Genomic DNA, 23503 nt, shown 5'->3' on the forward strand with positions numbered 1-23503 from the left:
CCCAGCGTCGTCCCCGCGAACGCGGGGACCCCAGCGCGAGCGCTTTGCGCTCGTCGCCATAACCTCAGGGAGGAGTTTAGCGAAGACTGTCAGTCGTGCCAGCTCTGGTACGGATATCTCACGGATCACGCCGTATGGGTCCCTGCGTTCGCAGGGACGACAGCGGAGTTATTGGCGCGAGCCGGGTTTACCCGTCGATCTTGGCCGGACGCAGCTCGACCGATTCGCCGCAGCCGCAGGCGGAGATCTGGTTGGGGTTGTTGAAGACGAACTGGGCCTGCATCTTGTCGGCCTTGTAGTCCATCTCGGTGCCGAGCAGGAACAGCACGGCCTTGGGGTCGACCAGGATCTTGACGCCCTTGTCCTCGACGACCTCATCGGTCGCGCGGATCTCGTGGGCGTATTCGACCGTGTAGGACTGGCCGGCGCAGCCGCCGTTCTTGACGCCGACGCGCAGGCCGACGATCTCGGAATCGGCGCGCTGGGTGAGTTCGGAGATGCGCTGGGCAGCGGCATCCGTCAACCGCATCACCTGCGGGCGGGGCCGCCGCGGCTTCGGAGTGGATGCTGGTGTCGAGCCGGACGAAATCTGTGTCATGTCAGTGATGTGGTCCGTTGCTGAACGAATTCAATGCCAGAGTTACGCGTCACCACATGTTGAGGACGAGGCGGGCCTCGTCGCTCATGCGTTCCGGCGACCAGGCCGGCTCCCAGACCACCTTGACGTCGACCACGCCGACGCCGGGAACGCTGGCGACCGCGTTCTCGACCATGGTCGGCAGCTCACCGGCGGCCGGGCAGTTCGGCGTCGTCAGCGTCATCTGCACGTCGACGGAACGATCGTCCTTGATCTCGACCTTGTAGATCAGGCCAAGCTCGTAGATGTCGGCCGGGATTTCCGGATCGAACACGGTCTTGAGGCCCGCGATGATCTCGGTGGTCAGGCGTTCGGTCTCCTCCGGCGGCAGCGCCGAATGAGTCTCCATCGGATTGGCTTTGATTTCGGCCGTGTCACTCATGCGAACAAATCCCGCGCCTTCAACAGCGCCTGTGCCAGATGATCGACTTCTTCCCGCGTATTATACATGCCGAACGAGGCGCGGCAGGTGGCGGTCACGTTGAACCGCTCTAAAAGCGGCATCACGCAATGGGTGCCGGCGCGGACCGCGATGCCCTGACGGTCGATCACGGTGGCGACGTCGTGGGCGTGCGCACCCTTCAGCTCGAAGGAGATCACAGGGCCCTTGCCGCGTGCCGTACCGATCAGCCTAAGCGAGTTGATCTCGCGCAGCTTCTCCTGGGCGTAAGCGGTGAGATCGGCCTCGTGTGCGGCGATGCGCTCCTTGCCGATCGAATTGACGTAATCGATGGCCGCGCCAAGGCCGACGGCCTCGACGATCGCCGGCGTGCCCGCCTCGAACTTGTGCGGGGGATCGCCATAGGTGACGATCTCGCGCGAGACCTCGCGGATCATCTCGCCGCCGCCATTGAAGGGGCGCATCGCGACGAGGTGGTCGTACTTGGCCCAGAGCACGCCGATGCCGGTCGGCCCGTACACCTTGTGGCCGGTGAAGACGTAGAAGTCGCAGCCGATGTCCTGAACGTCGACCGGCAAATGCACAGCGCCCTGGCTGCCGTCGACCAGCACGGGAATGCCGCGGGCATGCGCAATCTTCACGACGTCCTTGACCGGCACGATGGTGCCGAGCGCATTCGACATCTGCGTGATCGCGACCAGCTTGGTCTTCGACGTCAGCAGCTTCTCGAACTCGTCGATCAGGAAGTTGCCCTCATCATCGACCGGCGCCCACTTGATCACCGCGCCCTGACGTTCCCTGAGGAAATGCCAAGGCACGATGTTGGAGTGGTGCTCCATGATCGAGATGACGATCTCGTCGCCTTCCTTGATGTTCGGCCCGCCCCAGGACGAGGCGACCAGATTGATCGCCTCAGTCGCATTGCGGGTGAAGATCACTTCCTCGGTGCGGGCAGCGTTGATGAACTGCGCGGCCTTGGTGCGACCGCCCTCATAGGCTTCGGTCGCGGCATTGGCGAGGTAATGCAGGCCGCGGTGGACGTTGGCGTATTCGGACTGATAGGCCTGCGTCATGCGCTCCAGCACAGCGCTCGGCTTCTGCGCGGATGCCGCGTTGTCGAGATAGACCAGCGGCTTGCCGTAGACCTGCATGGCGAGCGCAGGAAAGTCCTGGCGCACCCGCGCGACGTCATAGGCACCGTTCTTGACCGCGGGATGCGTGCTCATTGGCGGCGCTCCAGCCAGCGCTCGGCAATGCCGATCACATGCTCGCGCAAATCATCGTCGGCGATCTGCTCGACTGCTTCGCCGACAAAGGCCTGGATCAGCAGCGCCTGGGCCTGCTTCTCGGGCAGGCCGCGCGCCTTCAAATAGAACAGCAGGCTGTCGTCCAGCGCGCCGGCAGTGGCGCCGTGGCCGCAGGAGACGTCGTCGGCAAAGATTTCCAGCTCCGGCTTGTTGTCGGCCTCGGCTTCGTCCGAGAGCAGCAGCGCGCGGGTCATCATCTTGCCGTCGGTCTTCTGCGCATCGGGACGAACGATGATGCGGCCCTGGAACACCGAATGGGCGCGATCGTCGATCACCGCACGGAAGACTTCACGGCTGACACAGTTCGGCACGGCGTGGTCGACGACCAGCGTGGTGTCGCCATGCTCGGTCTTCTGCAACAAGTTCACGCCGTTGGCGGAGAGCTCACTGCCCTCGCCTGCCAGCGTGATGAATCCCTGCAGGCGGCTGACCGCCGCGCCGGTCGTCATGTTGAAGAAGTTGAACTTCACATTGGCGCCGACGGTGACGAAATGCGACGAGACGTTCAGCGCGTCGGGCGCATCGTCCATCAGGCGGATATGCGCGACATCCGCATCGTCGCCGACCGTGACGAGCACGGCGTCATTGATCTGGTAGGCATTGGCGCCAGCGGCAACGAAGGTCTCGACGATGGTGGCGCGGGCGCCCTTCCCGATCGCGACCTGCGAACGGGTGAAGCTGGATGCGGAAGCGGCCGTCGCGATGTGGATGATCTGGATCGGTGCGGACAGTTGCGTACCGTCGGCAATCGACAGCACCACGCCATCGGTCGCCATCGCCGCGTTCAGCGCGATCACGGCGTCGGTGGACGCGGTCTTCAGCAGGCCCGCATCCTTCTCCAGCGTCTCCCGCGACGTCTTGAAGCCCGCTTCAGTGGCGAGCGCCTTGACGTCGGACAGATCGGCCGCGAACACGCCGTCGACCAGCACCAGCTTGCGGGCGCCGCCGATCGCATGCGCCTTCACGGCGTCCGCAGCACGCTTCAGAGCGGCCGCATCCGGCGCGGCTGCGAGCGGCAGCACCTCGCCGACCAGCGCGCGCAGGTCGGTGTATTTCCATTCCTCGATCCGGCGGTGCGGCAGGCCGAGACGCTCATAGGTCTCGAACGCCTCGCGGCGCGCTGCGATCACGGTCGGCGCACCCGGCAAACGGCCTTCGGCGCTGGTGAAGAGATCGCTCACCGCGCGGCCCTTTCCGGTCTTTGCCACAGCAACGTTCATTGCAACATTCCTTACGCGGCATCCTCGAATTGGGTGTAGCCGGACGCTTCCAGCTCGAGCGCCAATTCCTTGCCGCCGCTCTTCACGACGCGGCCCTTCGACATCACGTGCACGATGTCGGGCACGATGTAGTTGAGGAGGCGCTGATAGTGGGTGATGACGACCATCGCGCGCTTGGGCGAATGCAGCGCGTTGACGCCATCGGCCGCGATGCGCAGCGCGTCGATGTCGAGGCCGGAATCCATCTCGTCGAGGATGCAGAGGCTCGGCTCGAACAGCGCCATCTGCAGCACCTCGTTGCGCTTCTTCTCGCCGCCGGAGAAGCCGACATTGACGCCGCGCTTGAGCATGTCCTGCGGGATGTTCAGCGACTTCGAGACCTCGCGGACCTTCTTCAGGAAGTCAGGCGTCGAATATTCGCTCTCGCCGCGCGCTTTGCGCTGTGCGTTCAGCGCGGTGCGCAGGAAGGTCATGGTGGCGACGCCGGGGATCTCGACCGGATACTGGAACGCCAGGAACACGCCCTTGGCGGCGCGCTCGTCCGGCGACATCTCCAGCAGGTCCTCGCCCTTGAACAGGATCTGGCCGTCGGTGACCTCATAGCCGGGCTTGCCGGCGATGACGTGGGAGAGCGTCGACTTCCCGGAGCCGTTCGGCCCCATGATCGCGTGGATCTCGCCCTCGTTCACGGTCAGCGTCAGCCCGTGCAGGATCTCACGCTCCTCGACACGAACCTTCAGGTCTTTCACTTCAAGCAAAGCCATTATGTTTTTCCATCTATCCCCTCATCCTGAGGAGCGCCGAAGGCGCGTCTCGAAGGATTGAGGCCAACAATCTTTCCGTATCCATCCTTCGAGACGGCCGCTTGCGCGGCCTCCTCAGGATGAGGTCGGAGCTAGCCGACGCTGCCTTCAAGCGAGATCGAGATCAGCTTCTGCGCTTCCACCGCGAACTCCATCGGCAGTTGCTGCAGCACGTCCTTGACGAAGCCGTTGACGACGAGGCCGACGGCTTCTTCCTGGCTGAGGCCACGCTGGACGCAGTAGAACAACACGTCCTCGGAGATCTTCGACGTCGTCGCCTCGTGCTCGAACGTCGCCGACGAGTTCTTGGCTTCGATGTACGGCACGGTGTGCGCGCCGCATTTGTCGCCGATCAACAGGGAATCGCAGGCGGTGAAGTTGCGCGCGCCGGTCGCTTTCCGATGCGCAGTGACGAGACCGCGATAGGTGTTCTGCGACTTGCCGGCGGCGATGCCCTTGGAGATGATGCGGCTCGACGTGTTCTTGCCGAGGTGGATCATCTTGGTGCCCGAATCGACCTGCTGGAAGCCGTTCGAGATCGCGATCGAGTAGAACTCGCCGCGGGAATTGTCGCCGCGGAGAATGCAGCTCGGATACTTCCAGGTGATCGCCGAACCGGTCTCGACCTGGGTCCAGGAGATCTTGGAGTTGTTGCCGCGGCAGTCACCACGCTTGGTGACGAAGTTGTAGATGCCGCCCTTGCCTTCCGAATTGCCCGGGTACCAGTTCTGCACCGTCGAGTATTTGATCTCGGCGTCGTCATGCGCGACGAGCTCGACCACGGCGGCATGCAGCTGGTTCTCGTCGCGCTGCGGCGCGGTGCAGCCTTCGAGATAGCTGACGTAGGCGCCCTTGTCGGCGATGATCAGCGTGCGCTCGAACTGACCGGTGTTGCGCTCGTTGATGCGGAAATAGGTCGACAGCTCCATCGGGCAGCGCACGCCCGGCGGCACGTAGACGAACGAGCCGTCGGAGAACACCGCCGAGTTCAGCGTCGCATAGAAATTGTCGGACGTCGGAACCACCGAGCCCAGATACTTCTGCACCAACTCGGGATGTTCGCGGATGGCCTCCGAGATCGGCATGAAGATCACGCCGGCCTTCTTCAGCTCCGCCTTGAAGGTGGTCGCGACCGAAACCGAATCGAAGACCGCATCGACCGCAATCTTGCGGCGCGCCGGATCTTCCTCGCCAGGCTTGGGCTCGACGCCTTCGAGCATGGCGACTTCCCGCAGGGGAATGCCGAGCTTCTCGTAGGTCTTGAGAATCTCCGGATCGATCTCATCGAGCGAGGTGACCGTCTTCTTCGGCTTCGGCGCCGCGTAGTAATAAAGATCCTGGAAGTCGATCTTGGGATAGTCGACGCGCGCCCAGGTCGGCTCCGTCATGGTCAGCCAACGCCGATAGGCTTCGAGCCGCCACTGGAGCATCCAGGCGGGCTCGTTCTTCTTCTCGGAGATGAACCTGATGGTGTCTTCGGACAGCCCCTTGGGGGCCTTGTCGGACTCGATCTGGGTCTCAAACCCATAACGATACTGGTCGACGTCGATGCGCTTGACGCGCTCGACCGTCTCTTGGACGGCTGGCATTCTATCCTCCGCTCGCGGTTTCAAGGACCGCGGTGGATCAAACTCGGACGAGTATTACGATGTTTCTGTGCGGAAAGCACGGGCTTAGAACCGTTCAAGCCGTGTTTCATCGCTTAGCCTCTAAGTAGGGTATTACCGAGCTTTCGCCAAGCCTCTAACGCCCTATTGATGTCATCAGGTTGCGTGGACCAGCCCAGACTGAGGCGCACCGCTCCCTGGGCGACGGTGGCATCATACCCCATCGCCGAGAGCACGTGGGACGGCTGGACCTTGCCCGAGGAACACGCCGAACCGGAGGATACGGCGATGCCTTCGAGGTCGAAGCCGATCACGGCCGTCTCGGCCTTGAGCCCCGGCGCCGTGAACAAGACGGTATTCGGCAACCTCTTGCCATCTTCCGCGAAGATGGTCGCCCCAGCAATAGCCCGAAGGCCATTTCCCAAGCGATCTCTTAGGCTTGTCATCCGCTCCGCATCTTCCGGCAGAGCCTGAAGGGCGGCCTTCACCGCAGCCCCGAAACCGGAGATCCCGGCGACATTCTCGGTTCCCGCCCGCCGGCCGAGCTCCTGTCCGCCGCCCCGCAGCACCGGTTCCAACCCGGCCAGTCCCTCGGCCACGACCAGCGCGCCGACGCCCTTGGGACCGCCGATCTTGTGGCCAGAAAAGGTCGCAAGGTCCGCGCCTAGCGCGTTAATATTGAAAGCAATTTTGCCAAGGGCCTGGATCGCATCGACATGCAGGAGGCCGCCGGCCTCATGGACAATCGGCGCCGCCTCGGCGACAGGCTGGAGCGCCCCCGTCTCGTTGTTGGCCGCCATGATCGAGACCAGTGCGGGCGGACCATCAGCGAGCAGAGCCCGGAGATGGTCGAGGTCGACGACGCCTGAGCGCGTGACCCGGATCTGGCCAATGTCGTCGGCCGGAAACCGGCCGCCCGCCAGCACCGAGGCATGCTCGACCGCGGAAACCAGAAGTCGCCGCACCGGTTCGCCCGATCGGCTGCGCAAGCCGGGCGACAGCGCCAGCGCGTTAGCCTCGGTTCCGGCGGAGGTGAAAACCACGTTTCGCGGCAGCGCGCCGACGGCCGCCGCTAGCGTACCACGGGCGTCCTCGATCAGCCGCCGCGCCTCGCGTCCCTCGGCATGGACCGAGGACGGATTGCCGATCAGCTCGTAAGCGGCCAGCATCGCTGCGCGCGCCTCGGCGCGCAGCGGTGTGGTCGCATTCCAGTCGAGATAGACGCGGCTCGGCATGGCGCCCTCTTAGCACCTTTTGCCCCGGCGCCAATCGGCAGCCATCGCGCATCAGGCCGGCTGTTGCTGCGCAATTCGACCAACGGAACGGGGCTCCATCCGCAGTCCGAACAGCGGCCGCAGCCAGGCGATCCGGCGCGCGACCTCGTAGGTGACGAGACAGGCGAGCGCGGTGCCGACAATCACGATCGCAGCCTCACTTCCCGCAGACAGCCCGCTGCCTCGTAGCGCATGTGCGATCATGATGATCGCAGTCTGATGCACGATGTAATAGGGAAAGATCGCATCGGTGAGATAGCGCCGCGCAGGGCCATTAGCCTTCAGATGTCGCCGCGCAAAGCCGAGCACCGCCGCCATCGCCAGCCATTGGTAGCAGCCATAGACGGAGCTCGCGAACCATTTCGGCACCGACGAAGGCGCCAACAAGCCGGCATAGACAACGACGAAGATGGTGAAGCAGCCAGCCGCCACGGTGAGCGCTAGCCATCGTTGCCGCTCGTTGTCGCGCCAGATGCCATCCTGGCGGGCGAGCAGGAAGCCGATAAGGAACGCACTCGCGTAGTCCGCGTGATTGTACCAGTCACCGAACAGCGCATGAGTCGACGGGAAGATCGGCGAGAGAAACAGCCGCCAGGCTGCAAACAGCAGGCAGGGCAGCACCAGCAGCCATGGTCCGGCGAGGACGGCCGCCATCCTCTCACCCATCCAGTCGGCAGCCTTCGGCCACACCCACAGCACGCCAGCCAGCGCCATGGTGTAGACCCAGAGATAGACCACGAACCAGAGATGGTTCCAGGTCGGCTGCGCAATGCAGGGGTTCGGACAGAACTGCGCCCCGAACGCCAGATAATGGTGGACGTAATAATCAGCGAAACCTTGGAGATAAGAGGCTTGGGGATAGCCGAGGCTCTCGACGATCTGGAGATAGGATTGCGGCGGCACGATCACGAGCATGCCGAAGATCAGCGGGATCAGAAGCCGCGCCGATCGAGCACGGGCGAAGGCGGCCAAGCGAACTTTCCCCAGCATGAAGCGGCTGGCGACCCCGGAAACCAGGAACAGCAGCGACAGCCGCCAGGGATTGAGCACCAGCATCGCTGGCTCCAGCCAGGTCAGCCGGTGCTCGCTCTTGATGTGAAATCCCCAGGACACGTAGAGCATGCCGACGTGGTAGAAGATCAGCGACCCAAAGGCTAAAATCCGCACCCAATCCAGATCGATGCGTCGTTCCGAGTTTGCTGATTGCTGCGGTGTTGACATGGTGTTCTGCTCCTTGACGGCAAGACAAACGCGGTTTTCGGGCCATGGCTGACGGCCAAAATGCCCCCGAAACGGAGCGCGTCGAGACGGTTTGGGATCAGAACCGGGCGCGAGGGGACGAATCGTCCCCGGCCGGGACGAACGGTTGGCGCGGTGGGATCAGCGGCGGCGAGTGGACGACGTTCGCGACCATCGCACCCGTCGCGCTTGCCATCGGTATCGTCAATGCACTGTCAGGCGCACAGGACGCCGCCTGGCGTGGCGACAGCTCCGATGTCGGCCAGCGGTTGTTTTGGGAGCTGTCGAGCATCAGCGTCATCCTGCTGCTGGTGCCGATCCTGGCGCTGGCCGTTCGGCGCATGCGCGAGACGAAGGTCTTGGTGGCGCGGATCGGAATCGCTGCGGCCGCCCTGCTCGGCTTCTCGGCCCTCCACATCACCGGCATGGTGGGCTTGCGGAAACTCCTGCTTTGGCTCGCTGGAGGCACCTACGACTTCCACTTCTCGCTGGCGACGGTCCTGTACGAGTTCCGCAAGGATGCCGTCACCGCGCTCCTGCTGAGCGCAACGCTGTGGCTGATCGAAAGCCGGCGTGAGCTGAGGAAGGCCGCGCACGCGGCCGCAACCATGCCGGCCGCTCCGCAGGAGCACCCCTCATCCGATCTGATCTGGCTCCGGGACGGCACCAGCCGCATCCGCGTCGCGCCGCGTGACATCCTCTGGGTCGCCTCCGCCGGCAATTACATCGAATACATCCTCGCCAACGGCACCCAGCACCTGATCCGCGGTACGCTGGCTGCGACCGAAAGCGAGCTCGCCCGCTTCGCCATCGTGCGCGTGCACCGGACCCGGCTCGCCAACCTCGACCGCGTAAGCGGCGTGGAGTTCAAGCCATCAGGGGATTTCGAGCTCACATTCGACAACGGGCAAACGCTTGGGGGCAGCCGTCGTTACCGGCCCGCGGTCGCCGCGCTCGGAGGGCGCACGGCGCCCGTGTGAATCGCTCGCCAAATCGCCCGAACGATCGATAAACGGTCGTGATTCCAATCAGTTGCCGCCACGGATGCGGGACGGGCCATTGGCCCGATTCATCCCGGCCGCCTTGGGCATGACACCGCGATGGCCGGCTAAGTTCTTGAGCATATTGGCAGATGTCGAAGATGCTTGCTTTTAGCCCCGCCGCCTATGTTAGAACGCGCACCGTCAAGTCACCGCGCGCCATTTGCGCATCACCGCGAGGCGCACGCCTTCTCGTCCTTCCATTCGCGCTCTCGCCGGCGTCGCTGCCGATGAGGCCACAATCGGTTGATTGCGGAGAACCGTCTCTCCAGGACATCAATCAAGAGATCATCCATGCCTGAAGTCATTTTCACTGGCCCCGCCGGCCGTCTCGAAGGCCGCTATCACCCGGCCAAGCAGAAGAACGCGCCGATCGCGATGATCCTGCATCCGCATCCGCAGTTTCACGGCACGATGAACCATCAGATCGTGTACCAGTGCTACTACGCCTTCGCGCATCGCGGCTTCTCGGTGCTGCGCTTCAACTTCCGCGGCGTCGGCCGCAGCCAGGGCTCGTTCGACCACGGCACCGGCGAATTGTCGGATGCGGCGGCGGCTCTCGACTGGGCGCAGACCATCAATCCCGAGGCGCGCGCTTGCTGGGTCGCCGGCTTCTCCTTCGGCGCGTGGATCGGCATGCAGCTTCTGATGCGCCGCCCCGAGGTCGAAGGCTTCATCTCGATCGCGCCGCCCGCGAACCTTTACGACTTCTCGTTCCTTGCGCCCTGCCCGTCGTCGGGCCTGATCGTGCATGGCGAGAAGGATGCCGTGGTGCCGCCGAAGGACGTCAACACGCTGGTCGAGAAGCTGAAGACGCAGAAGGGCATCGTGATCGACCAGCAGGTCATCCCCGGCGCCAACCACTTCTTCGACGCCAAGCTCGAGCCGCTGATGGAAACCATCACGGCCTATCTCGACATGCGCCTCGCCAACGTGCGGTAAGCATGACATGGCCGCGTTTGTAGCCCTGCTGCGCGCGGTCAATGTCGGAGGCACCGGCAAGCTGCCGATGACCGAGCTCAAGGCGATGTGCGAAGAGCTCGGTTTCGGTGCCGTGCGCACCTACATCGCCAGCGGCAATGTGGTCTTCACCAGCCGCAAATCTGAAACCGCGATCAAGTCTGCGCTGGAAAAGCGCCTGCACGCCTATGCGGGCGCGCCGGTCGGCGTGCTCGTGCGCAGCGCGGCCGAGATGGCGCAAGTCGCGGCCGACAATCCGTTTCCAAAGATGGCACCGAACCGCACGGTTGCGATTTTCCTCGACAAGCCGCCGCCGGCAGACGCGCTTGCTGGCATTCGCGGTCAGAAGAACGAAGAGATCAAGCTCGGCCGCCGCGAGATCTACGTGCACTATGGCGACGGTATGGGAACGTCAAAGCTCGCGATCCCCGCCGCCAAGACCGGTACCGCACGCAACATGAACACCATCGCGACGCTAGCGAAGATGGCGGCAGAGCTCTAGGCCAGCTTGAGCGCGGCGATCCCCATCAAGACGAGCGCGATGCCCGCAAGCTTCATCGCGCTCAGCGTTTCGCCGAACAGCACCACGCCCATCATGAAGGTGCCCGCGGCGCCTATGCCGGTCCACACCGAATATGCGACGCCGACCTCGAGCACCTTCAAGGCACGCCCGAGCAGGAAGACGAAGGCGGCGAGCAGCACCAGCGACACGATGCTCCAACCGACGCGCGTGTAGCCTTCGGCATATTTCATCGAGATCGCCCAGCCCACATCGAGCGCGCCGGCGATCACCAGCATCAACCAGGCCAGAGATTGCGACATCGGCGTGGGCTCAGGCCGCGAGCTTGAGCAGATGCGCGTCGTGGCGCACGAGGAAGGCGCGCAGCAATTGCGGATAGTCTGCTCCGACCGCAGTGCGCACGCTCGGACGTTTCGCGAGCTCGCTCCGCCACGCGCGCACTTTCGGCACATCGCTGAAGATACCGTGCTCGGTCAGCTCGTCGAACAGGTCGAAATAGCGGAACACCGGCGCGAACACCGCATCGACCAGACTGAATGCCTCGCCGGCGAAATAAGGTCCCGCGCCAAGTGCGGCTTCGACGCGTGCGAATTTCGTCGCCAGCGCCTGGCGCTTGCTTTCGAACGTTGCGGGATCCGTCGTTGTCTCCAGCCCCCAGAGATCACCGAGGATCGCCGAGCCGAACTCCATCCAGGCCCGGTGCTCGGCCCGCTTCAGCGCATCGATCGGATGCAGCTTCGCGCCGGCTTGCGTCTCCTCGATGTACTCGCAGATCACGTTGCTCTCGAACAGCGCGACCTCGCCCTTGTCCGTCGTAACCACCAGCACCGGCACCTTGCCGAGCGGCGACAGTTTCAGGAACCAGTCGGGCTTGTTGGCGAGGTCGATGTCGACCCGCTCGAACGGCACGCCCTTCTCCTTGAGCGCGATCACCGCGCGCTGCACGTACGGACAAAGCTTGTGGCTGATCAGTTTGAGCGAAGCGGTCATGGCTAATCCCGGCGGTTGGATTCAACTGCACCCAAGATAGATGCACTTGCATGCAACCGTCAAGATCAATGCATCTGCATCAACCTACTGTGACCTCGGGCAGTCGCCTTTAGGGCCGCACGATCACCCCGCCCGTCATCGGCATCGGCACGCCCGTCGTGGCCGGGTAGGACAGCGGCAGGCCCTTGAGGCCGCGCGCGGCAAGGAAACCAAAGGCCTGCGCCTCGATCGCGTCGGAGGCCCAGCCCAGCGTCTCGGCGGCTTCGACGGTTGCCGCGCCGACCCGCTCCCGCAGCATCCGCAGCATGGTGAGGTTGCGGGCGCCGCCGCCGCAAATGATCCAGCTCCGCGGCCGCCGCGGCAGCAGCGGGATGATCCGGGCGATCGCGGCCGCGGTGAAGGCGGTGAGCGTCGCAGCCCCATCGGCCGGCTGGACATCGCCGAGCTTGAGCGCGGCGAAGTCGTTGCGGTCGAGCGATTTCGGCGGCGTGACTGCGAAGAACGGCAGCTCCAGCGCCCGCGCGATCCAGGCCTCGTCGGCCTTGCCCAGGGCTGCGAACTTGCCCTCGGCATCGAAGGCCTGGTTCATGGTGCGGTACATGAAATCGTCGAGCAGCGCGTTGCCGGGGCCGGTGTCGCAAGCAATCAGCGTGTCGTTGCCGTCGATATAGGTGATGTTGGAGACACCGCCGATATTGACCACGACGATCGGCCCTTCGCGCGCCAGCGAATTGGCTAGCGCCCGGTGGTAGACCGGCACGAGCGGCGCGCCCTGCCCGCCGGCCTCGACGTCGGCAGCGCGGAAGTCGTACATCACGGGAATATGGATGACCTTCGCCAGCGCCGGCGCATCGCCGATCTGCACCGTCAGGCGCCGCTCGGGCCGGTGCAGCACGGTCTGACCGTGGAAGCCGACGATGTCGATATCCTCCGGCTTCATCCGGTTCTGGGCGACGAACGCGGCAACCGCCTCGGCATGCGCCAGCGTGACGGCGCGCTCGGCCTCGGCCAGGATTCCCGGCCGGGCATCGCGTTGCGGCAAGTGTACTGCCTCGGACAGCGCCTGGCGCAGCAGATTGCGCTCGGCCGGGCTATAGGGCCGGTAGCCGGACGGTCCGAACGCTTTCACCTGTTTTCCGTCGGTTTCGATCAGAGCGACGTCCACCCCGTCCAGCGAGGTGCCGCTCATCAAACCGAGTGCCGTCAACATCATGGGATCAGCGTCCTCAAAACACCCCCTCCGGCATGCCGATCTTGTGCCAGAGGGACACATCTTATAATGCCACAGCGCCAAGTGGCGGGCGGCAATCGAGTTCCCATAGAAAGACGCTTAAATTGCGCCCGAAACAGTAAACCAAGAATTGTCAGGCACGCCGACAGATGACTGCATTTAAATCGGATTTCCTCAATACCCTGCAGGAACGTGGTTTTATCCACCAGTGCTCCGATTTCGAGGGGCTGGACGCGCTCGCCGCCAAGGGCGAGGCGATCGCCTATGTCGGCTACGATTGCACCGCTCCTTCGCTGCACATCGGCAACTACCTGACCATGATGCTGCTGCACTGGTTTCAGCAGTCCGGCAACAAGCCGATCACGCTGATGGGTGGCGGTACCACCATGGTGGGCGATCCCTCCGGCAAGGACGAGACGCGCGCGATCCGCACCGTCGCCGAGATCGAGGCCAACAAGGCCTCGATCCGCGGCGTGTTCGCAAAGGTGCTGCGCTACGGCGACGGCAAGAGCGACGCCGTCATGCTCGACAATGCGGAGTGGCTGACCAAGCTCAACTGGATCGAGATGCTGCGCGACGTCGGCCGGCATTTCTCGGTCAACCGCATGCTGACGATGGACTCCGTGCGCCTGCGCCTCGAGCGCGAGCAGGAGATGAGCTTCATCGAGTTCAACTACATGATCTGCCAGGCCTACGACTTCGTCGAATTGGCCAAGCGGACCGGCTGCCATTTGCAGATGGGCGGCTCGGACCAATGGGGCAACATCATCATGGGCGTCGATCTCGGCCGCCGGATGGGCACGCATCAGCTGTTCGCGCTGACCACGCCGCTGCTGACGACGGCATCGGGCGCCAAGATGGGCAAGACCGCGCAAGGCGCGGTGTGGCTCAACGCCGACCAGTTCAGCGCTTACGATTTCTGGCAATACTGGCGCAACACCGAGGACGCCGACGTCGCCAAATTCCTGAAACTGTTCACGACGCTGCCGATGAACGAGATCAAGAAGCTCGAGGCGCTCGGCGGCTCGGAGATCAACGAGGCCAAGAAGGTGCTCGCGACGGAGGCGACCGCGCTGCTGCATGGCCGCGACGCAGCAAACGAAGCGGCCGAAACCGCACGCCGTACTTTTGAGGAAGGCGCACTCGCCGAGAGCTTGCCGACAGTTGAAATTCCGCGCGGCGAGCTGGAGGCCGGCCTCGGCGTGCTCAACGCCTTCGTCAAGGCGGGCCTCGTCGCCTCCAATGGCGAGGCACGGCGTCAGATCAAAGGTGGCGGCCTGCGCGTCAACGACGAATCCGTCACCGACGAGAAGATGGCGCTGTCAGCGGCCAGTCTGACGCCGGAAGGCGTGATCAAGCTGTCCTTCGGCAAGAAGAAGCACGTCCTGCTCAAGCCTGCATAGGCGTATGAGCTTTTGATGCTTGTCAGGGCGCGCCGAAGCGCGCTCCCTGACGGCAATGGATCAGAAGACGCCCGGCGAACAGGGGAACATGCAGCAGGACGCGGTCCGAACCGCGCTCGTCGTGCTCGCGTTGTGCTTCACGCTGGCCGTGCTCGGCCGTGGCTTGAGCGAAAGCTTCACTGTCTTCCTCAAGCCGATCTCCGAAAATTTTGGTTGGGACCGCGCGCAGGTGGTTTCGATCTATTCGCTGACCTGGCTCATCAGCGGACTGACGGCGCCGCTGGTCGGCCGCCTGTTCGATCATTCCGGACCGCGCATCGTCTATGCGCTCGGCCTGTTGCTGCTCGGCTCCGCGTTCCTGATCGCAGGCCATGCGCAGGCGCTCTGGCAATTCCAGCTCTCGATCGGATTGTGCGTCGGTATCGGCGTTGCCTTCATCGGCAACGTGCCGAACTCGATCCTGCTCGGCCGCTGGTTCGGGCCAAAGCTGCCGACCGCGATGGCGGTGGTGTATTCGGCAATGGGCGGCGGCGTGCTGGCGCTGCTGCCGGCCTCGCAGCTCTTGATCGATCATCTCGGCTGGCGCGAGACCTATCAGGTCTATGGCTTCATCACACTCGGCCTGCTGCTACCGCTCATGCTGCTGCCGTGGCGGCTGTTCGCTTCGGGCTCGCCGCATGTTGCGAAGAAGACCGATCCCGATTTCGTCGACCACGGCTGGACGCTCGTGAGCGCGATGCGTCACCACGCGTTCTGGGCGCTGTTCTCGACCTTCTTCTTCACCGCGGTCGGCATGTACTGCATCGCAGCCCAGATCGTCGCCTATCTGATCGATGCCGGCTTCCCGCCGCTGCAGGCCGCGACCGCCTGGGGCTTTTCGGGTGTCGTGCTGGTGTTCGGCATGATCGGCGTCTCCGCGCTCGACGGGCTGATCGGACGCCGTCCCTCGGTGCTGCTGAGCTACGCGATCTCGATCCTCGGCATCGTCCTGCTCTGGCTGCTTCAGTATTATCCGAATGTCATCCTGCTCACCGGCTTCGTCGTCTGCTTCGGCAGCATGATGGGCTCGCGCGGGCCGCTGATCACGGCAACGGCGATGAAGATCTTCAGAGGCAAGCGGGTCGGCACCATCTTCGGCACGATCTCGATCGGCAGTGGACTCGGCTCGGCCTTCGGCTCCTGGAGCGGCGGCCTGATCCACGATGCCACCCACGGCTACAACGCGCTGCTCGTCTTCGCACTTGCAAACGTGGTCCTCGGGATGATCCCGTTCCTGATCGTGCCCGCCTTGCGGCGCTAGGTCTCCCAGAGGTAACCTGGATTCATACGCATCACCGGGGAACTACGGATAGGCACGACGCGTAGACGCTTAAAAAAGGCGGACGGCACGCGGCTGGAATCACCGCCTGCGGTGTTTTGTCCGACATGACAAAAATGTCAGCGCAAATTGACCTGGCGCAGCTTGCAGGGTGGAACCGAATGCGGTCCTAGTCGCAGCATTGGATGGAGGGCACAAACCAATGAACTTTCCCTATCTCTCTCGCTTTCAGCCGGTTCTCTTGAGCCTGTTTCGTTTCATCACTGGACTGCTGCTGTTCCAGTACGGTGTCGCCAAGCTGTTCAAGTTCCCGGTGCTCCCCTACTTCGCCGACATCCCGCCGCTGATCTATGTGGCCGGCACGCTCGAGCTGGTGCTCGGCGCGACGCTGATGCTCGGCCTGTTCACCCGCCTCACGGCTTTCATCCTGTCGGGTGAAATGGCCTTCGCCTACTTCATGGGCCATGTGATGAAGACCGGAACGCCAGTGCTCCTGCCGCTGCTCAATGGCGGCACCGCCGCGATCCTGTTCTGCTTCGCCTGTCTCTACATCTCGGCGGCCGGCGGCGGCTCGGTCAGCGTCGATGCGCTGATCGGCAAGGAGAGCGACGCACCAGGCGGCGCCTTCGCGCGGCGCTGACGCGCGTTCAATTCGCAAAACGAGGACGGCGCCGGCCATGGCCGGCGCCGTCTCAGCGAGAGCCCAGGACGTTCCAGATCAGAACGAGGGCCGCGACAAGCAGCACGGACATGATGAGGCGGTGAACGAATCGGTTCATTGCAGGTCCGGCCAGGTGCGATGACCACCAAAATCTGAGATCGACATCCTCCCGCAAAAATACGGACGCGCAACAGAGCGTGTCCATTTGCCTGCACCGTTGCGCATGGGTCTGCGAAGAGTCCCTCGCGCGGCAGGCCGCGGCGCGCCCAACTTCATGATTGGTAAGAACTTGATGTTACGGATGATGACAATAACAACCATTCCGTAGGGGCTGTGATGAAGCTGCTGAGCCATCTGAAGATCCGGACCAAGCTTGCCAGCATGGTCTGCCTCGCAGCTCTGACAGTTACGGCCATCATCGCGGTATCGACCGTCCTCAGCAAGAGCCGCATGATGGACGACCGGGTCCAGCAGATGAAGGCCGCGGTCGATCTGCTCCACGGCCTCGCACAGACTTTCCAGGATGACGCGGCCGCCGGCAAGATGACGGTGGACGACGCCAAGCTGCAGTTTCGCCAGCGTGCCCGCAACATGAAGTTCGGCGGCGGCCAAGGCTATCCTGTCGTCTACAATTCCGACACCTCGATCCTGGTCAACGGCGCCAATCCGCAGCTCGAAGGCAAGATCACAGGCGCGACGGATTCCAATGGCGTCCTGATTGCCGATGCTCAGCTCAACGCCGCCAGGCAGGCGCCGCAGGGCGGCGTGACATCCTATCTCTACCCTCGCCCCGGTCAGACCGAGCCCGTCCGCAAGACCGTGTTCGTCCGCCAGTTCACGCCCTGGAACGCCACGATCAGCTACGGCCTCTACGTCGACGATATCGACGCCGACGTGCGCGCGCTGACGCTCGAGCTCGCCGCGATCGGCGCCGGCCTGATGCTGCTGATGGCGACGCTGTCCTGGCTGATCGCCCGCGACGTGCTCAGCGCGCTCGACCGCCAGAAGACCCGGATGCAGGACATCGCCGACGGTGCCATCGACAAGCCGGTCGAGGAGACCGATCGCGGCGACGAGATCGGCCGCATGGCCGAGACGCTCGAAGTGTTGCGCCAGACCGCCCTGACGGCGCGTACGCTGGAAGCCGAACAGGTCGCGGCCAAGGCCCGCGGCGAGCAGGAAAAGCGCGACGCCTTGATCTCCCTCGCCGATCGCTTCGATGCGTCCGTCGGTCAGCTCGTGGGTCTGATGGCCTCGGGCTCCGGCGAGCTGGAAACCACGGCCAAGTCGATGTCGTCGACCGCCGAGGGCACCAACCGCCGCGCCGCCGTGGTCGGCTCGGCTGCGACCGAAGCCAGCCAACGCGTTCAGACGGTCGCCGCCGCCGCCGAAGAGCTCTCCTCCTCCATCACCGAAATCAGCCGTCAGGTCGCGCAATCGGCCGAAGTCACCGGCCGCGCGGTCGAGAGCGCACGCCACACCGACACCATCGTGCGCGCGCTCTCCGACGGCGCCCAACAGATCGAGCACGTCGCCGAACTGATCTCCAGCATCGCCGCGCAGACCAATCTGCTGGCACTCAATGCCACCATCGAGGCCGCACGCGCCGGTGAAGCCGGTCGCGGCTTCGCCGTCGTCGCCTCCGAAGTGAAATCGCTGGCGAGCCAGACTGCAGAGGCCACCCGCGAGATCGGTGACAAGATCGCCCAGATCCAGGGCGCAACCAAGGAAGCCGTCGATGCCATCGGCGGCATCACCGCCACCATCGAGGAGGTCAGCCGCATTGCCACCTCGATCGGGGCAGCGATCGAGGAGCAAGGTGCGGCCACCGCCGAGATCGCCCGCAGCGTCTCGCAGACCGCCGAGGCGACCAAGGAAGTCACCACCAATATCGGCGGCGTCAGCTCGGCGGCCAACGAGACCGGCAATGCCGCCGGCATGGTGCTCGCGGCCGCGTCGAACCTCTCCAAGCAGGCCGAGCAGCTTTCGGGCGAAGTCGGCACCTTCCTGGCGGGCGTGCGCGCGGCGTAAGTTGTATGGAAAACCCCGCGAAAGAGATCGTCATGCCCGGGCTCGTCCCGGGCATTTCCGTTCTATGATCGCGCGGAAGTCAATTGAGACGAGAGGCTTTGCGGCTAACGCCGCGCGACGCTGCAACCGCTCGACAGCGGCCTTGCCGATCCCGTCGAACTGTCGCCGGACTGCGACGACGGCAGTTCGTCGATCGGCATGTTCTGCTTGCCGGTGTTGAACTCGAAGATCTTGCGGAACACGCCTGGCACCATCGCGGAGATCGGATTGACCCGCATCACGGGAGCCGCAGGCGTGCCGACGACCTCGTAGGTGACACCGATCAGCCCTTCCTTATCGCCACCGCCCAGGAACAGCCCGAACAACGGGATCTGGCCGAAAATGTTGTTCACGCCATACATCGGCACGAAGGTGCCGCTCATGCAGACCTGGTTGCCGGGATAGTCGATCGAGCCCTCGATGGTGGCGCCGATCATCGGCCCCTTGACCAGGCCGTCGCGGACCGTGAGCGCGCCGTTCTGCCGGGTGAACTCTGCGCGCAAGGCGCTGAAGGAAACGCCACCGCCGCCCGGAGTGCCGTTCGGCGCACCTGCGGCGACGCGTTCGAGCTGCGCCTCGCCCTTCACCGTGAAGTCGCGCACGTTGATGAGGCCCTCGCGCGCCGTGGTCGCGTCCGATGTCGGCGGCTCCATCGCCACCACCATCTGGCCGCCGACGGCCTTGGTATAGGTGTCGGTGAATTTCAGCAGCGAGCCCGCGTCGTTGGTCTGGAGATAGATCACCTCGCGGCTGCCCTGCGCACGCCCGCCGCGCAGATCAGCCGCCACCGGTGTGTTCTGACCGATCCTGCCGCTCAGCGAGAACGCCTTGATGGCCCCGCTGCGCTTCGACATCTTGGCGTCGACGCTGCGCATCGTTTCGCCGTTGAATCCGGCGACCGTGCCGAGCTTCACATCGATATCGAAATCGACGTTCTTGAGCTTGCTCTTGCTGTCGTCCTTGGAATTGCCTGAGATCGCCGACTTCAGGAAGCCGCGACCGTCGAACACGTCGCCGCGCATCGTGCCACGGACCACGCCGTCCTGACCGCGCTCCACCTTCAGCGACGTCTTGTCGCCGTCGGACGGCGAATAGACCGGGAAGTTCGCATTCATGAGGTCGCCGTTCGGGTCGACTTCCAGCGAGCCCTTGATCGAGGCGCCGCCACCATCGATGACGATGTCCTCGAGCCGCGTCGATTGTGCCGTCGGCACCACCTTGAACGTCGCCTTGCTCGCTTTGCCCGGCAGCTTGACCCAACCGGGAAGGATGTTGTCGAGCTTGACCGAAGTCAGGTCCGCCTCGATGCCGAGCTTCGTCGTCTGCTCGGGCCCGCCGGCAATCTTGCCCGACACCTTGACCGGCACCGACCCGCTGACGGCCGGACTGAGATCGAAGCCAAGCCGCGCACGGCTGGCATCGTCCAGCGTCGTCTGCAGCTTGACGTCGGCATCGCCATCGGTCGCCTTGCGGTAGTCGAGCGAGGCCGCCTGCCCGTTGATCTTGACGTCGCCCTTGACCTGGTAGCCCTGGTTGTTGGCGACGATCTTGAGATTGTTGGCCTCGAGCTTCTGGTTCATCACCAGCTTGTCGGCGGCAAAGCCGTTGAGGTCGGCGGTGACGGCGTAGACGGTGTCCGCCTTGGTCAGCTCGCCCTTGACCGGCAAGCCGAGTTGGATGTTCGCCGTGAACGTGCCCTTGCTGGTGTTGGGATCGACGACGGTCGATGACAGATCGCTCAACCGGTCGTTGGACAGCATTTCGGCAGCGGCCGGCACCGGACCATCGACGCGGAAGCGCGTTCGCGAGGGCGACGGCTTCGGCGCCATGTCCGGCACCTCGAACGTGAAGTCGGAGATCGTGACCTTGCGACCTGCGGGCGTGTCGGCAACGCCCTGGCCGATATTCACGGTGGCGGTGCGTCCGGTGACATGCGCCTTCAGATCAGCGTCGTGTACCACCGGCATGCCGTCCACGGGGCGGACCGCGACGCCGCTCGCCACGATGTTGACCGACAGGCCGTCGTCGGGAATCGGCGGCCCCTTGCGCGGAAGGTTGCGCGTCGGCGAGTTGATGCCGATCTCGATGCGCTGAAGCGTGCCGCGCTCGATCCGCTCGATCACCCATTGGCGCAACTCGGGCACCACCAGCGTCGGCCACATCCGCTTCATGGCCGAGGCCGACATCGGCGTTCCCGCAAAGCCGAGCGTCAGGCGCGGCTCGCCGGAATAGTCGATCGCGCCGGTGCCGGCGACACCGATCTCGCCGTTGGAGATGTCGGCCTGCGTCAGCAGCATGCGCTTGTGATCGGTGTCGAAGCGGAATCCGATCGCGATGCGGTTGAAGACGAGCGGCGGCTCGTTGTCGATGCCGCCGAGCAGGATCGAGCCGCCGCTGAAGCCGAGCTGCCAGTCATTGGTGGTGCCGTTCGGCGGCTCGAGATGGGCGAGCAGTGTCAGGCGATTGGCGCCGGAGAGGATCTTGAACGGTGCGACCAGCACCCGCCGTCCCGCATCCCATTCGACGTTGATCTCGGCCGAGTCGATCGCCATGGGATAGTCGGGCGTGTCGGTGTCGATGATGTTGCCCGCACCGATCGTGACCTTGCCGCGGAAGAACGTCGGCACGCCGTCGCGGCCGAGCTCACCCTTGAGCTCGCCGGTCAGAGGCAGGTCGGCCGTATAGGTGAAGTCCTTGACGCGCAGCGCCAGCAGGATGTTGGCGGTCGACACCTTGTCCGCGCGGATATCGATCGAGCGCACGCCATTCTCGCTTGGTCCGATCGTGGTGCGCAGCGACCACGGGCGCGCGCCCTCTTCGCCGAAGCTGAGCGCGACGCCGCCATGGCTCGGCCGGCGCAGGCTGAGCGTGATGTTCTCAAACGTCCATTTGCTGCCGCGCTGCTGATCGTCGACGATCAGATTGCCGTTCTTGAGACCGATCTCGTTGAGGTTCTGGCCGTCGAGGCCGGTCAAGCTCAAGCTGTCGAGCCAGTCGAGGCCCTGAAGAATTCCACTCTGCGCGGCAGGTTGAGCTGCGGCCTGGGACGCGTCCGGAGTTGCAGGCGCCATCCCGAACGGCGGCGGCGGAACGCCGTTGCGCGGGAATGTCGGCGGCAGGCCCGCTTCTTTCTTGGACGCGACGCCGGTTGCGAGCGGCTTCGCCGTGTCGCCGGCGGACACCGTGACCGTCCCGTCAGGTGCGATCCGGATCGCGAGCTCGGCATCGACGAGGTTGAGGCTTTCGGCGCGCAGGTGCCCGGTGAGAAGTGCTGCCCCCGACAGCCGCACCTCGGCCTTCGGTGCGCTGGCGACGATGGCATGGTCGTGATCGCGGACGATGATGTCGCGGATGCGCACGGCAATCCGGACCCGCCCGGCGCGCTCGATCTGGGTGCCGCCGACCTCCACGGTATTGCCGTGGCCGATATTGTCCTCGATGGCAGCGGCGAGCCAGGGCGTCGCCATATCGAGGTTGATGGGACCGGCGCCCAGCCGCCACCACAGCGCGCCAAAACAACCGACGAAGATGACGATCAATGCGCCGAGGACGACGGACATCCGGCGCAGCCAGCGTCCGCTCGGCAGCGCCCGCCGAAACAAAGAGAAACCGTCACCGACGCGAAAGCGCGAGTTGGAACGCGACAACAGGCGGCGCGCGCGATGTCCCGCTTCCTCTTCCTGGTCTTGATCCCAGTCGTCCTCGTGCCATTCCGGCTGCTCGTGATGGCCGCCGTGCCGATCGAACTCCCGATTGTGATCCTGGGGCGACGTATTCCTAGCCATTGCCTCTCGATACAGGCGCCCGTCGTAGGATTGAGCGCCGCCGGGACCGCAGCCGTCGACGGGAATCGACGCTCCCCGCCCCGGCATTGCCGCCATACCTCGAATGTTCCTGCTGTTCGTCATTTCGCCCCGGGAGCGCGTTCAACGAGCAGTGGGGTGGTGCGTGGAATTCCTTGTAACCATACTCCGTCGCCGCCAAAATTGCCCAGCCGAGGGCGCGAATCCGGCACACCGGACGAGAGCTGCAATACCGCTTTGGTTGACCCGCCGAAAGCGACGAAAGGAAGGCGTATGTCCAAGAAATCCCGAAAGAAATCGTCCAAAACGCCCTCCGGCAGTTCGACCGCTAAAAAGAAGCCCCTGAAAACACGGGCATCGACTCAAGCAAGTGGCGCGAAAACACAGCCGGCATCGGCAAGCAAATCAGGCAAAGCAACCGCCAAGGCAGCATCGCATAAGGCCGCATCGAAACGGTTAAAATCTTCTGAAAAGGCCTCTAAGCCTTCCGCGTCGGCGTCGGCCGCTTCGGCAAAACCCGCGTCGGCAAAGTCTCTGGCCGAGGGCCAGAAGGCGCCCGCCTTCCGCCTCCCTCGCGACGGCGGCAACGTCGTGACCCTCCAGGACTATGCCGGCCAGAAGCTCGTCCTGTTCTTCTACCCCCGCGCCGACACGCCGGGCTGCACCCGCGAGGCGATCGACTTCACCCGACTGAAGGACGACTTCGCGGCTGCCGGCACCGCCGTGCTGGGTATTTCGGCCGATCCGTTAAAGGCCCAGGAGAAGTTCCGCGACAAGCACAGCCTCGGCGTCCCCCTGATCTCGGACGAACAGCACGAGATGCTGGAGGCGTATGGCGCCTGGGGCGAAAAATCCATGTATGGCAGGAGCTTCCTCGGGATTCTTCGCACCACGGTGCTGATCGGATCCGACGGCAAGGTGGCCAAGATCTGGCGCAACGTGCGGGTCGATGGCCACGCCGACGAGGTGCTGCTCGCGGCAAGAAGTCTTTAACCAGCCCGTTAAAATCGAGCGTTCCCG

Annotated in this window: 20 protein-coding genes; 8 read left to right on the forward strand and 12 right to left on the reverse strand. The window is 64.2% G+C overall.

The genetic code is table 11. The annotated features are described in order from the left end of the window. Nucleotides 1-187 precede the first annotated feature (187 nt). From QA645_RS23355 to QA645_RS23390, 8 genes are all read right to left on the reverse strand, one after another. Complete coding sequence (locus QA645_RS23355; protein ID WP_254131231.1) at nucleotides 188-598, reverse strand: iron-sulfur cluster assembly accessory protein; 411 nt, start codon at nucleotides 596-598, stop codon at nucleotides 188-190. A 49-nt stretch (nucleotides 599-647) separates the two neighbouring features. Beyond that, nucleotides 648-1019, reverse strand: coding sequence for an SUF system Fe-S cluster assembly protein (locus QA645_RS23360; protein ID WP_148748806.1), 372 nt, complete (start codon nucleotides 1017-1019; stop codon nucleotides 648-650). Then, on the reverse strand, nucleotides 1016-2263 hold the full coding sequence (locus tag QA645_RS23365; RefSeq protein ID WP_283044083.1) for a cysteine desulfurase: 1248 nt from the start codon (nucleotides 2261-2263) through the stop codon (nucleotides 1016-1018). Before QA645_RS23365 ends, QA645_RS23360 begins: the two co-directional genes overlap by 4 nt. Next, on the reverse strand, nucleotides 2260-3564 hold the full coding sequence (gene sufD, locus QA645_RS23370; protein ID WP_283044084.1) for a Fe-S cluster assembly protein SufD: 1305 nt from the start codon (nucleotides 3562-3564) through the stop codon (nucleotides 2260-2262). Before sufD ends, QA645_RS23365 begins: the two co-directional genes overlap by 4 nt. Before the next feature lie 11 nt (nucleotides 3565-3575). Beyond that, nucleotides 3576-4328 carry a Fe-S cluster assembly ATPase SufC gene (gene sufC, locus QA645_RS23375; RefSeq protein ID WP_254131228.1) on the reverse strand — a complete coding sequence of 251 codons (753 nt, stop codon included), beginning with the start codon at nucleotides 4326-4328 and terminating at the stop codon, nucleotides 3576-3578. A gap of 131 nt (nucleotides 4329-4459) precedes the next feature. Further along, a complete protein-coding gene (sufB, locus tag QA645_RS23380) occupies nucleotides 4460-5956 on the reverse strand; it encodes a Fe-S cluster assembly protein SufB (RefSeq protein ID WP_254131227.1) in 1497 nt (498 codons plus the stop codon). Nucleotides 5957-6069: 113 nt separating this feature from the next. Continuing rightward, on the reverse strand, nucleotides 6070-7209 hold the full coding sequence (locus QA645_RS23385) for a cysteine desulfurase family protein (RefSeq protein WP_254131226.1): 1140 nt from the start codon (nucleotides 7207-7209) through the stop codon (nucleotides 6070-6072). A 51-nt stretch (nucleotides 7210-7260) separates the two neighbouring features. Next, a complete protein-coding gene (locus tag QA645_RS23390) occupies nucleotides 7261-8469 on the reverse strand; it encodes an acyltransferase (RefSeq protein ID WP_283044085.1) in 1209 nt (402 codons plus the stop codon). A 44-nt stretch (nucleotides 8470-8513) separates the two neighbouring features. On the opposite strand from QA645_RS23390, the gene QA645_RS23395 reads away from it, so the two are divergent. From QA645_RS23395 to QA645_RS23405, 3 genes are all read left to right on the forward strand, one after another. Next, nucleotides 8514-9467 carry a LytTR family DNA-binding domain-containing protein gene (locus QA645_RS23395; RefSeq protein WP_283044086.1) on the forward strand — a complete coding sequence of 318 codons (954 nt, stop codon included), beginning with the start codon at nucleotides 8514-8516 and terminating at the stop codon, nucleotides 9465-9467. A 354-nt stretch (nucleotides 9468-9821) separates the two neighbouring features. Further along, nucleotides 9822-10469, forward strand: coding sequence for an alpha/beta hydrolase (locus QA645_RS23400; RefSeq protein ID WP_014495555.1), 648 nt, complete (start codon nucleotides 9822-9824; stop codon nucleotides 10467-10469). 7 nt (nucleotides 10470-10476) lie between these two features. Further along, complete coding sequence (locus tag QA645_RS23405) at nucleotides 10477-10989, forward strand: DUF1697 domain-containing protein (protein ID WP_283044087.1); 513 nt, start codon at nucleotides 10477-10479, stop codon at nucleotides 10987-10989. On the opposite strand, the gene QA645_RS23410 is transcribed toward QA645_RS23405, so the two are convergent. The 3 genes from QA645_RS23410 to QA645_RS23420 all read right to left on the reverse strand — a co-directional run bounded on the left by QA645_RS23410 (nucleotide 10986) and on the right by QA645_RS23420 (nucleotide 13210). Beyond that, nucleotides 10986-11309 (reverse strand): multidrug efflux SMR transporter, encoded by a 324-nt coding sequence (locus QA645_RS23410; RefSeq protein WP_283044088.1) that lies wholly within the window; start codon nucleotides 11307-11309, stop codon nucleotides 10986-10988. The genes QA645_RS23405 and QA645_RS23410 overlap by 4 nt on opposite strands. 10 nt (nucleotides 11310-11319) lie before the next feature. Continuing rightward, entirely contained in the window at nucleotides 11320-11997 is a 678-nt protein-coding gene (locus tag QA645_RS23415) for a glutathione S-transferase family protein (RefSeq protein ID WP_283044089.1), read from the reverse strand. Nucleotides 11998-12106: 109 nt separating this feature from the next. Then, nucleotides 12107-13210, reverse strand: a complete 1104-nt coding sequence (locus QA645_RS23420; RefSeq protein ID WP_283044090.1) for an anhydro-N-acetylmuramic acid kinase — start codon at nucleotides 13208-13210, stop codon at nucleotides 12107-12109. Between the two features lie 167 nt (nucleotides 13211-13377). Here QA645_RS23420 and tyrS point away from each other — a divergent pair, with 167 nt between their 5' ends. The 4 genes from tyrS to QA645_RS23440 all read left to right on the forward strand — a co-directional run bounded on the left by tyrS (nucleotide 13378) and on the right by QA645_RS23440 (nucleotide 18641). Beyond that, nucleotides 13378-14631, forward strand: a complete 1254-nt coding sequence (tyrS, locus tag QA645_RS23425) for a tyrosine--tRNA ligase (protein ID WP_283044091.1) — start codon at nucleotides 13378-13380, stop codon at nucleotides 14629-14631. 55 nt (nucleotides 14632-14686) lie between these two features. Then, complete coding sequence (locus QA645_RS23430; protein WP_283044092.1) at nucleotides 14687-15931, forward strand: MFS transporter; 1245 nt, start codon at nucleotides 14687-14689, stop codon at nucleotides 15929-15931. Nucleotides 15932-16151: 220 nt separating this feature from the next. Next, complete coding sequence (locus tag QA645_RS23435) at nucleotides 16152-16589, forward strand: DoxX family protein (protein ID WP_283044093.1); 438 nt, start codon at nucleotides 16152-16154, stop codon at nucleotides 16587-16589. A 357-nt stretch (nucleotides 16590-16946) separates the two neighbouring features. After that, nucleotides 16947-18641: a methyl-accepting chemotaxis protein gene (locus QA645_RS23440; RefSeq protein WP_283044094.1), complete on the forward strand. Its 1695-nt coding sequence runs from the start codon at nucleotides 16947-16949 to the stop codon at nucleotides 18639-18641. Nucleotides 18642-18745: 104 nt separating this feature from the next. Here QA645_RS23440 and QA645_RS23445 read toward each other — a convergent pair whose 3' ends face one another. Beyond that, nucleotides 18746-22552: a DUF3971 domain-containing protein gene (locus tag QA645_RS23445; protein ID WP_283044095.1), complete on the reverse strand. Its 3807-nt coding sequence runs from the start codon at nucleotides 22550-22552 to the stop codon at nucleotides 18746-18748. Nucleotides 22553-22756: 204 nt separating this feature from the next. Here QA645_RS23445 and QA645_RS23450 point away from each other — a divergent pair, with 204 nt between their 5' ends. Next, nucleotides 22757-23476 (forward strand): peroxiredoxin, encoded by a 720-nt coding sequence (locus QA645_RS23450; protein ID WP_283044096.1) that lies wholly within the window; start codon nucleotides 22757-22759, stop codon nucleotides 23474-23476. Nucleotides 23477-23503 lie beyond the last annotated feature (27 nt).

It is taken from the genome of Bradyrhizobium sp. CIAT3101 (assembly GCF_029714945.1).
Taxonomy (GTDB): Bacteria; Pseudomonadota; Alphaproteobacteria; order Rhizobiales; family Xanthobacteraceae; genus Bradyrhizobium.

Excerpts from the sequence above, each read along its gene's own strand:
- QA645_RS23390 (WP_283044085.1), bottom strand. The coding sequence starts at position 8,469 with ATGTCAACACCGCAGCAATCAGCAAACTCGGAACGACGCATCGATCTG.
- QA645_RS23365 (WP_283044083.1), bottom strand. The coding sequence starts at position 2,263 with ATGAGCACGCATCCCGCGGTCAAGAACGGTGCCTATGACGTCGCGCGG.
- QA645_RS23415 (WP_283044089.1), bottom strand. The coding sequence starts at position 11,997 with ATGACCGCTTCGCTCAAACTGATCAGCCACAAGCTTTGTCCGTACGTG.
- sufB (WP_254131227.1), bottom strand. The coding sequence starts at position 5,956 with ATGCCAGCCGTCCAAGAGACGGTCGAGCGCGTCAAGCGCATCGACGTC.
- sufC (WP_254131228.1), bottom strand. The coding sequence starts at position 4,328 with ATGGCTTTGCTTGAAGTGAAAGACCTGAAGGTTCGTGTCGAGGAGCGT.
- QA645_RS23385 (WP_254131226.1), bottom strand. The coding sequence starts at position 7,209 with ATGCCGAGCCGCGTCTATCTCGACTGGAATGCGACCACACCGCTGCGC.
- QA645_RS23355 (WP_254131231.1), bottom strand. The coding sequence starts at position 598 with ATGACACAGATTTCGTCCGGCTCGACACCAGCATCCACTCCGAAGCCG.
- QA645_RS23450 (WP_283044096.1), top strand. The coding sequence starts at position 22,757 with ATGTCCAAGAAATCCCGAAAGAAATCGTCCAAAACGCCCTCCGGCAGT.
- sufD (WP_283044084.1), bottom strand. The coding sequence starts at position 3,564 with ATGAACGTTGCTGTGGCAAAGACCGGAAAGGGCCGCGCGGTGAGCGAT.
- QA645_RS23440 (WP_283044094.1), top strand. The coding sequence starts at position 16,947 with ATGAAGCTGCTGAGCCATCTGAAGATCCGGACCAAGCTTGCCAGCATG.
- QA645_RS23405 (WP_283044087.1), top strand. The coding sequence starts at position 10,477 with ATGGCCGCGTTTGTAGCCCTGCTGCGCGCGGTCAATGTCGGAGGCACC.
- tyrS (WP_283044091.1), top strand. The coding sequence starts at position 13,378 with ATGACTGCATTTAAATCGGATTTCCTCAATACCCTGCAGGAACGTGGT.
- QA645_RS23410 (WP_283044088.1), bottom strand. The coding sequence starts at position 11,309 with ATGTCGCAATCTCTGGCCTGGTTGATGCTGGTGATCGCCGGCGCGCTC.
- QA645_RS23430 (WP_283044092.1), top strand. The coding sequence starts at position 14,687 with ATGGATCAGAAGACGCCCGGCGAACAGGGGAACATGCAGCAGGACGCG.
- QA645_RS23445 (WP_283044095.1), bottom strand. The coding sequence starts at position 22,552 with ATGCCGGGGCGGGGAGCGTCGATTCCCGTCGACGGCTGCGGTCCCGGC.
- QA645_RS23360 (WP_148748806.1), bottom strand. The coding sequence starts at position 1,019 with ATGAGTGACACGGCCGAAATCAAAGCCAATCCGATGGAGACTCATTCG.
- QA645_RS23400 (WP_014495555.1), top strand. The coding sequence starts at position 9,822 with ATGCCTGAAGTCATTTTCACTGGCCCCGCCGGCCGTCTCGAAGGCCGC.
- QA645_RS23435 (WP_283044093.1), top strand. The coding sequence starts at position 16,152 with ATGAACTTTCCCTATCTCTCTCGCTTTCAGCCGGTTCTCTTGAGCCTG.
- QA645_RS23395 (WP_283044086.1), top strand. The coding sequence starts at position 8,514 with ATGGCTGACGGCCAAAATGCCCCCGAAACGGAGCGCGTCGAGACGGTT.
- QA645_RS23420 (WP_283044090.1), bottom strand. The coding sequence starts at position 13,210 with ATGATGTTGACGGCACTCGGTTTGATGAGCGGCACCTCGCTGGACGGG.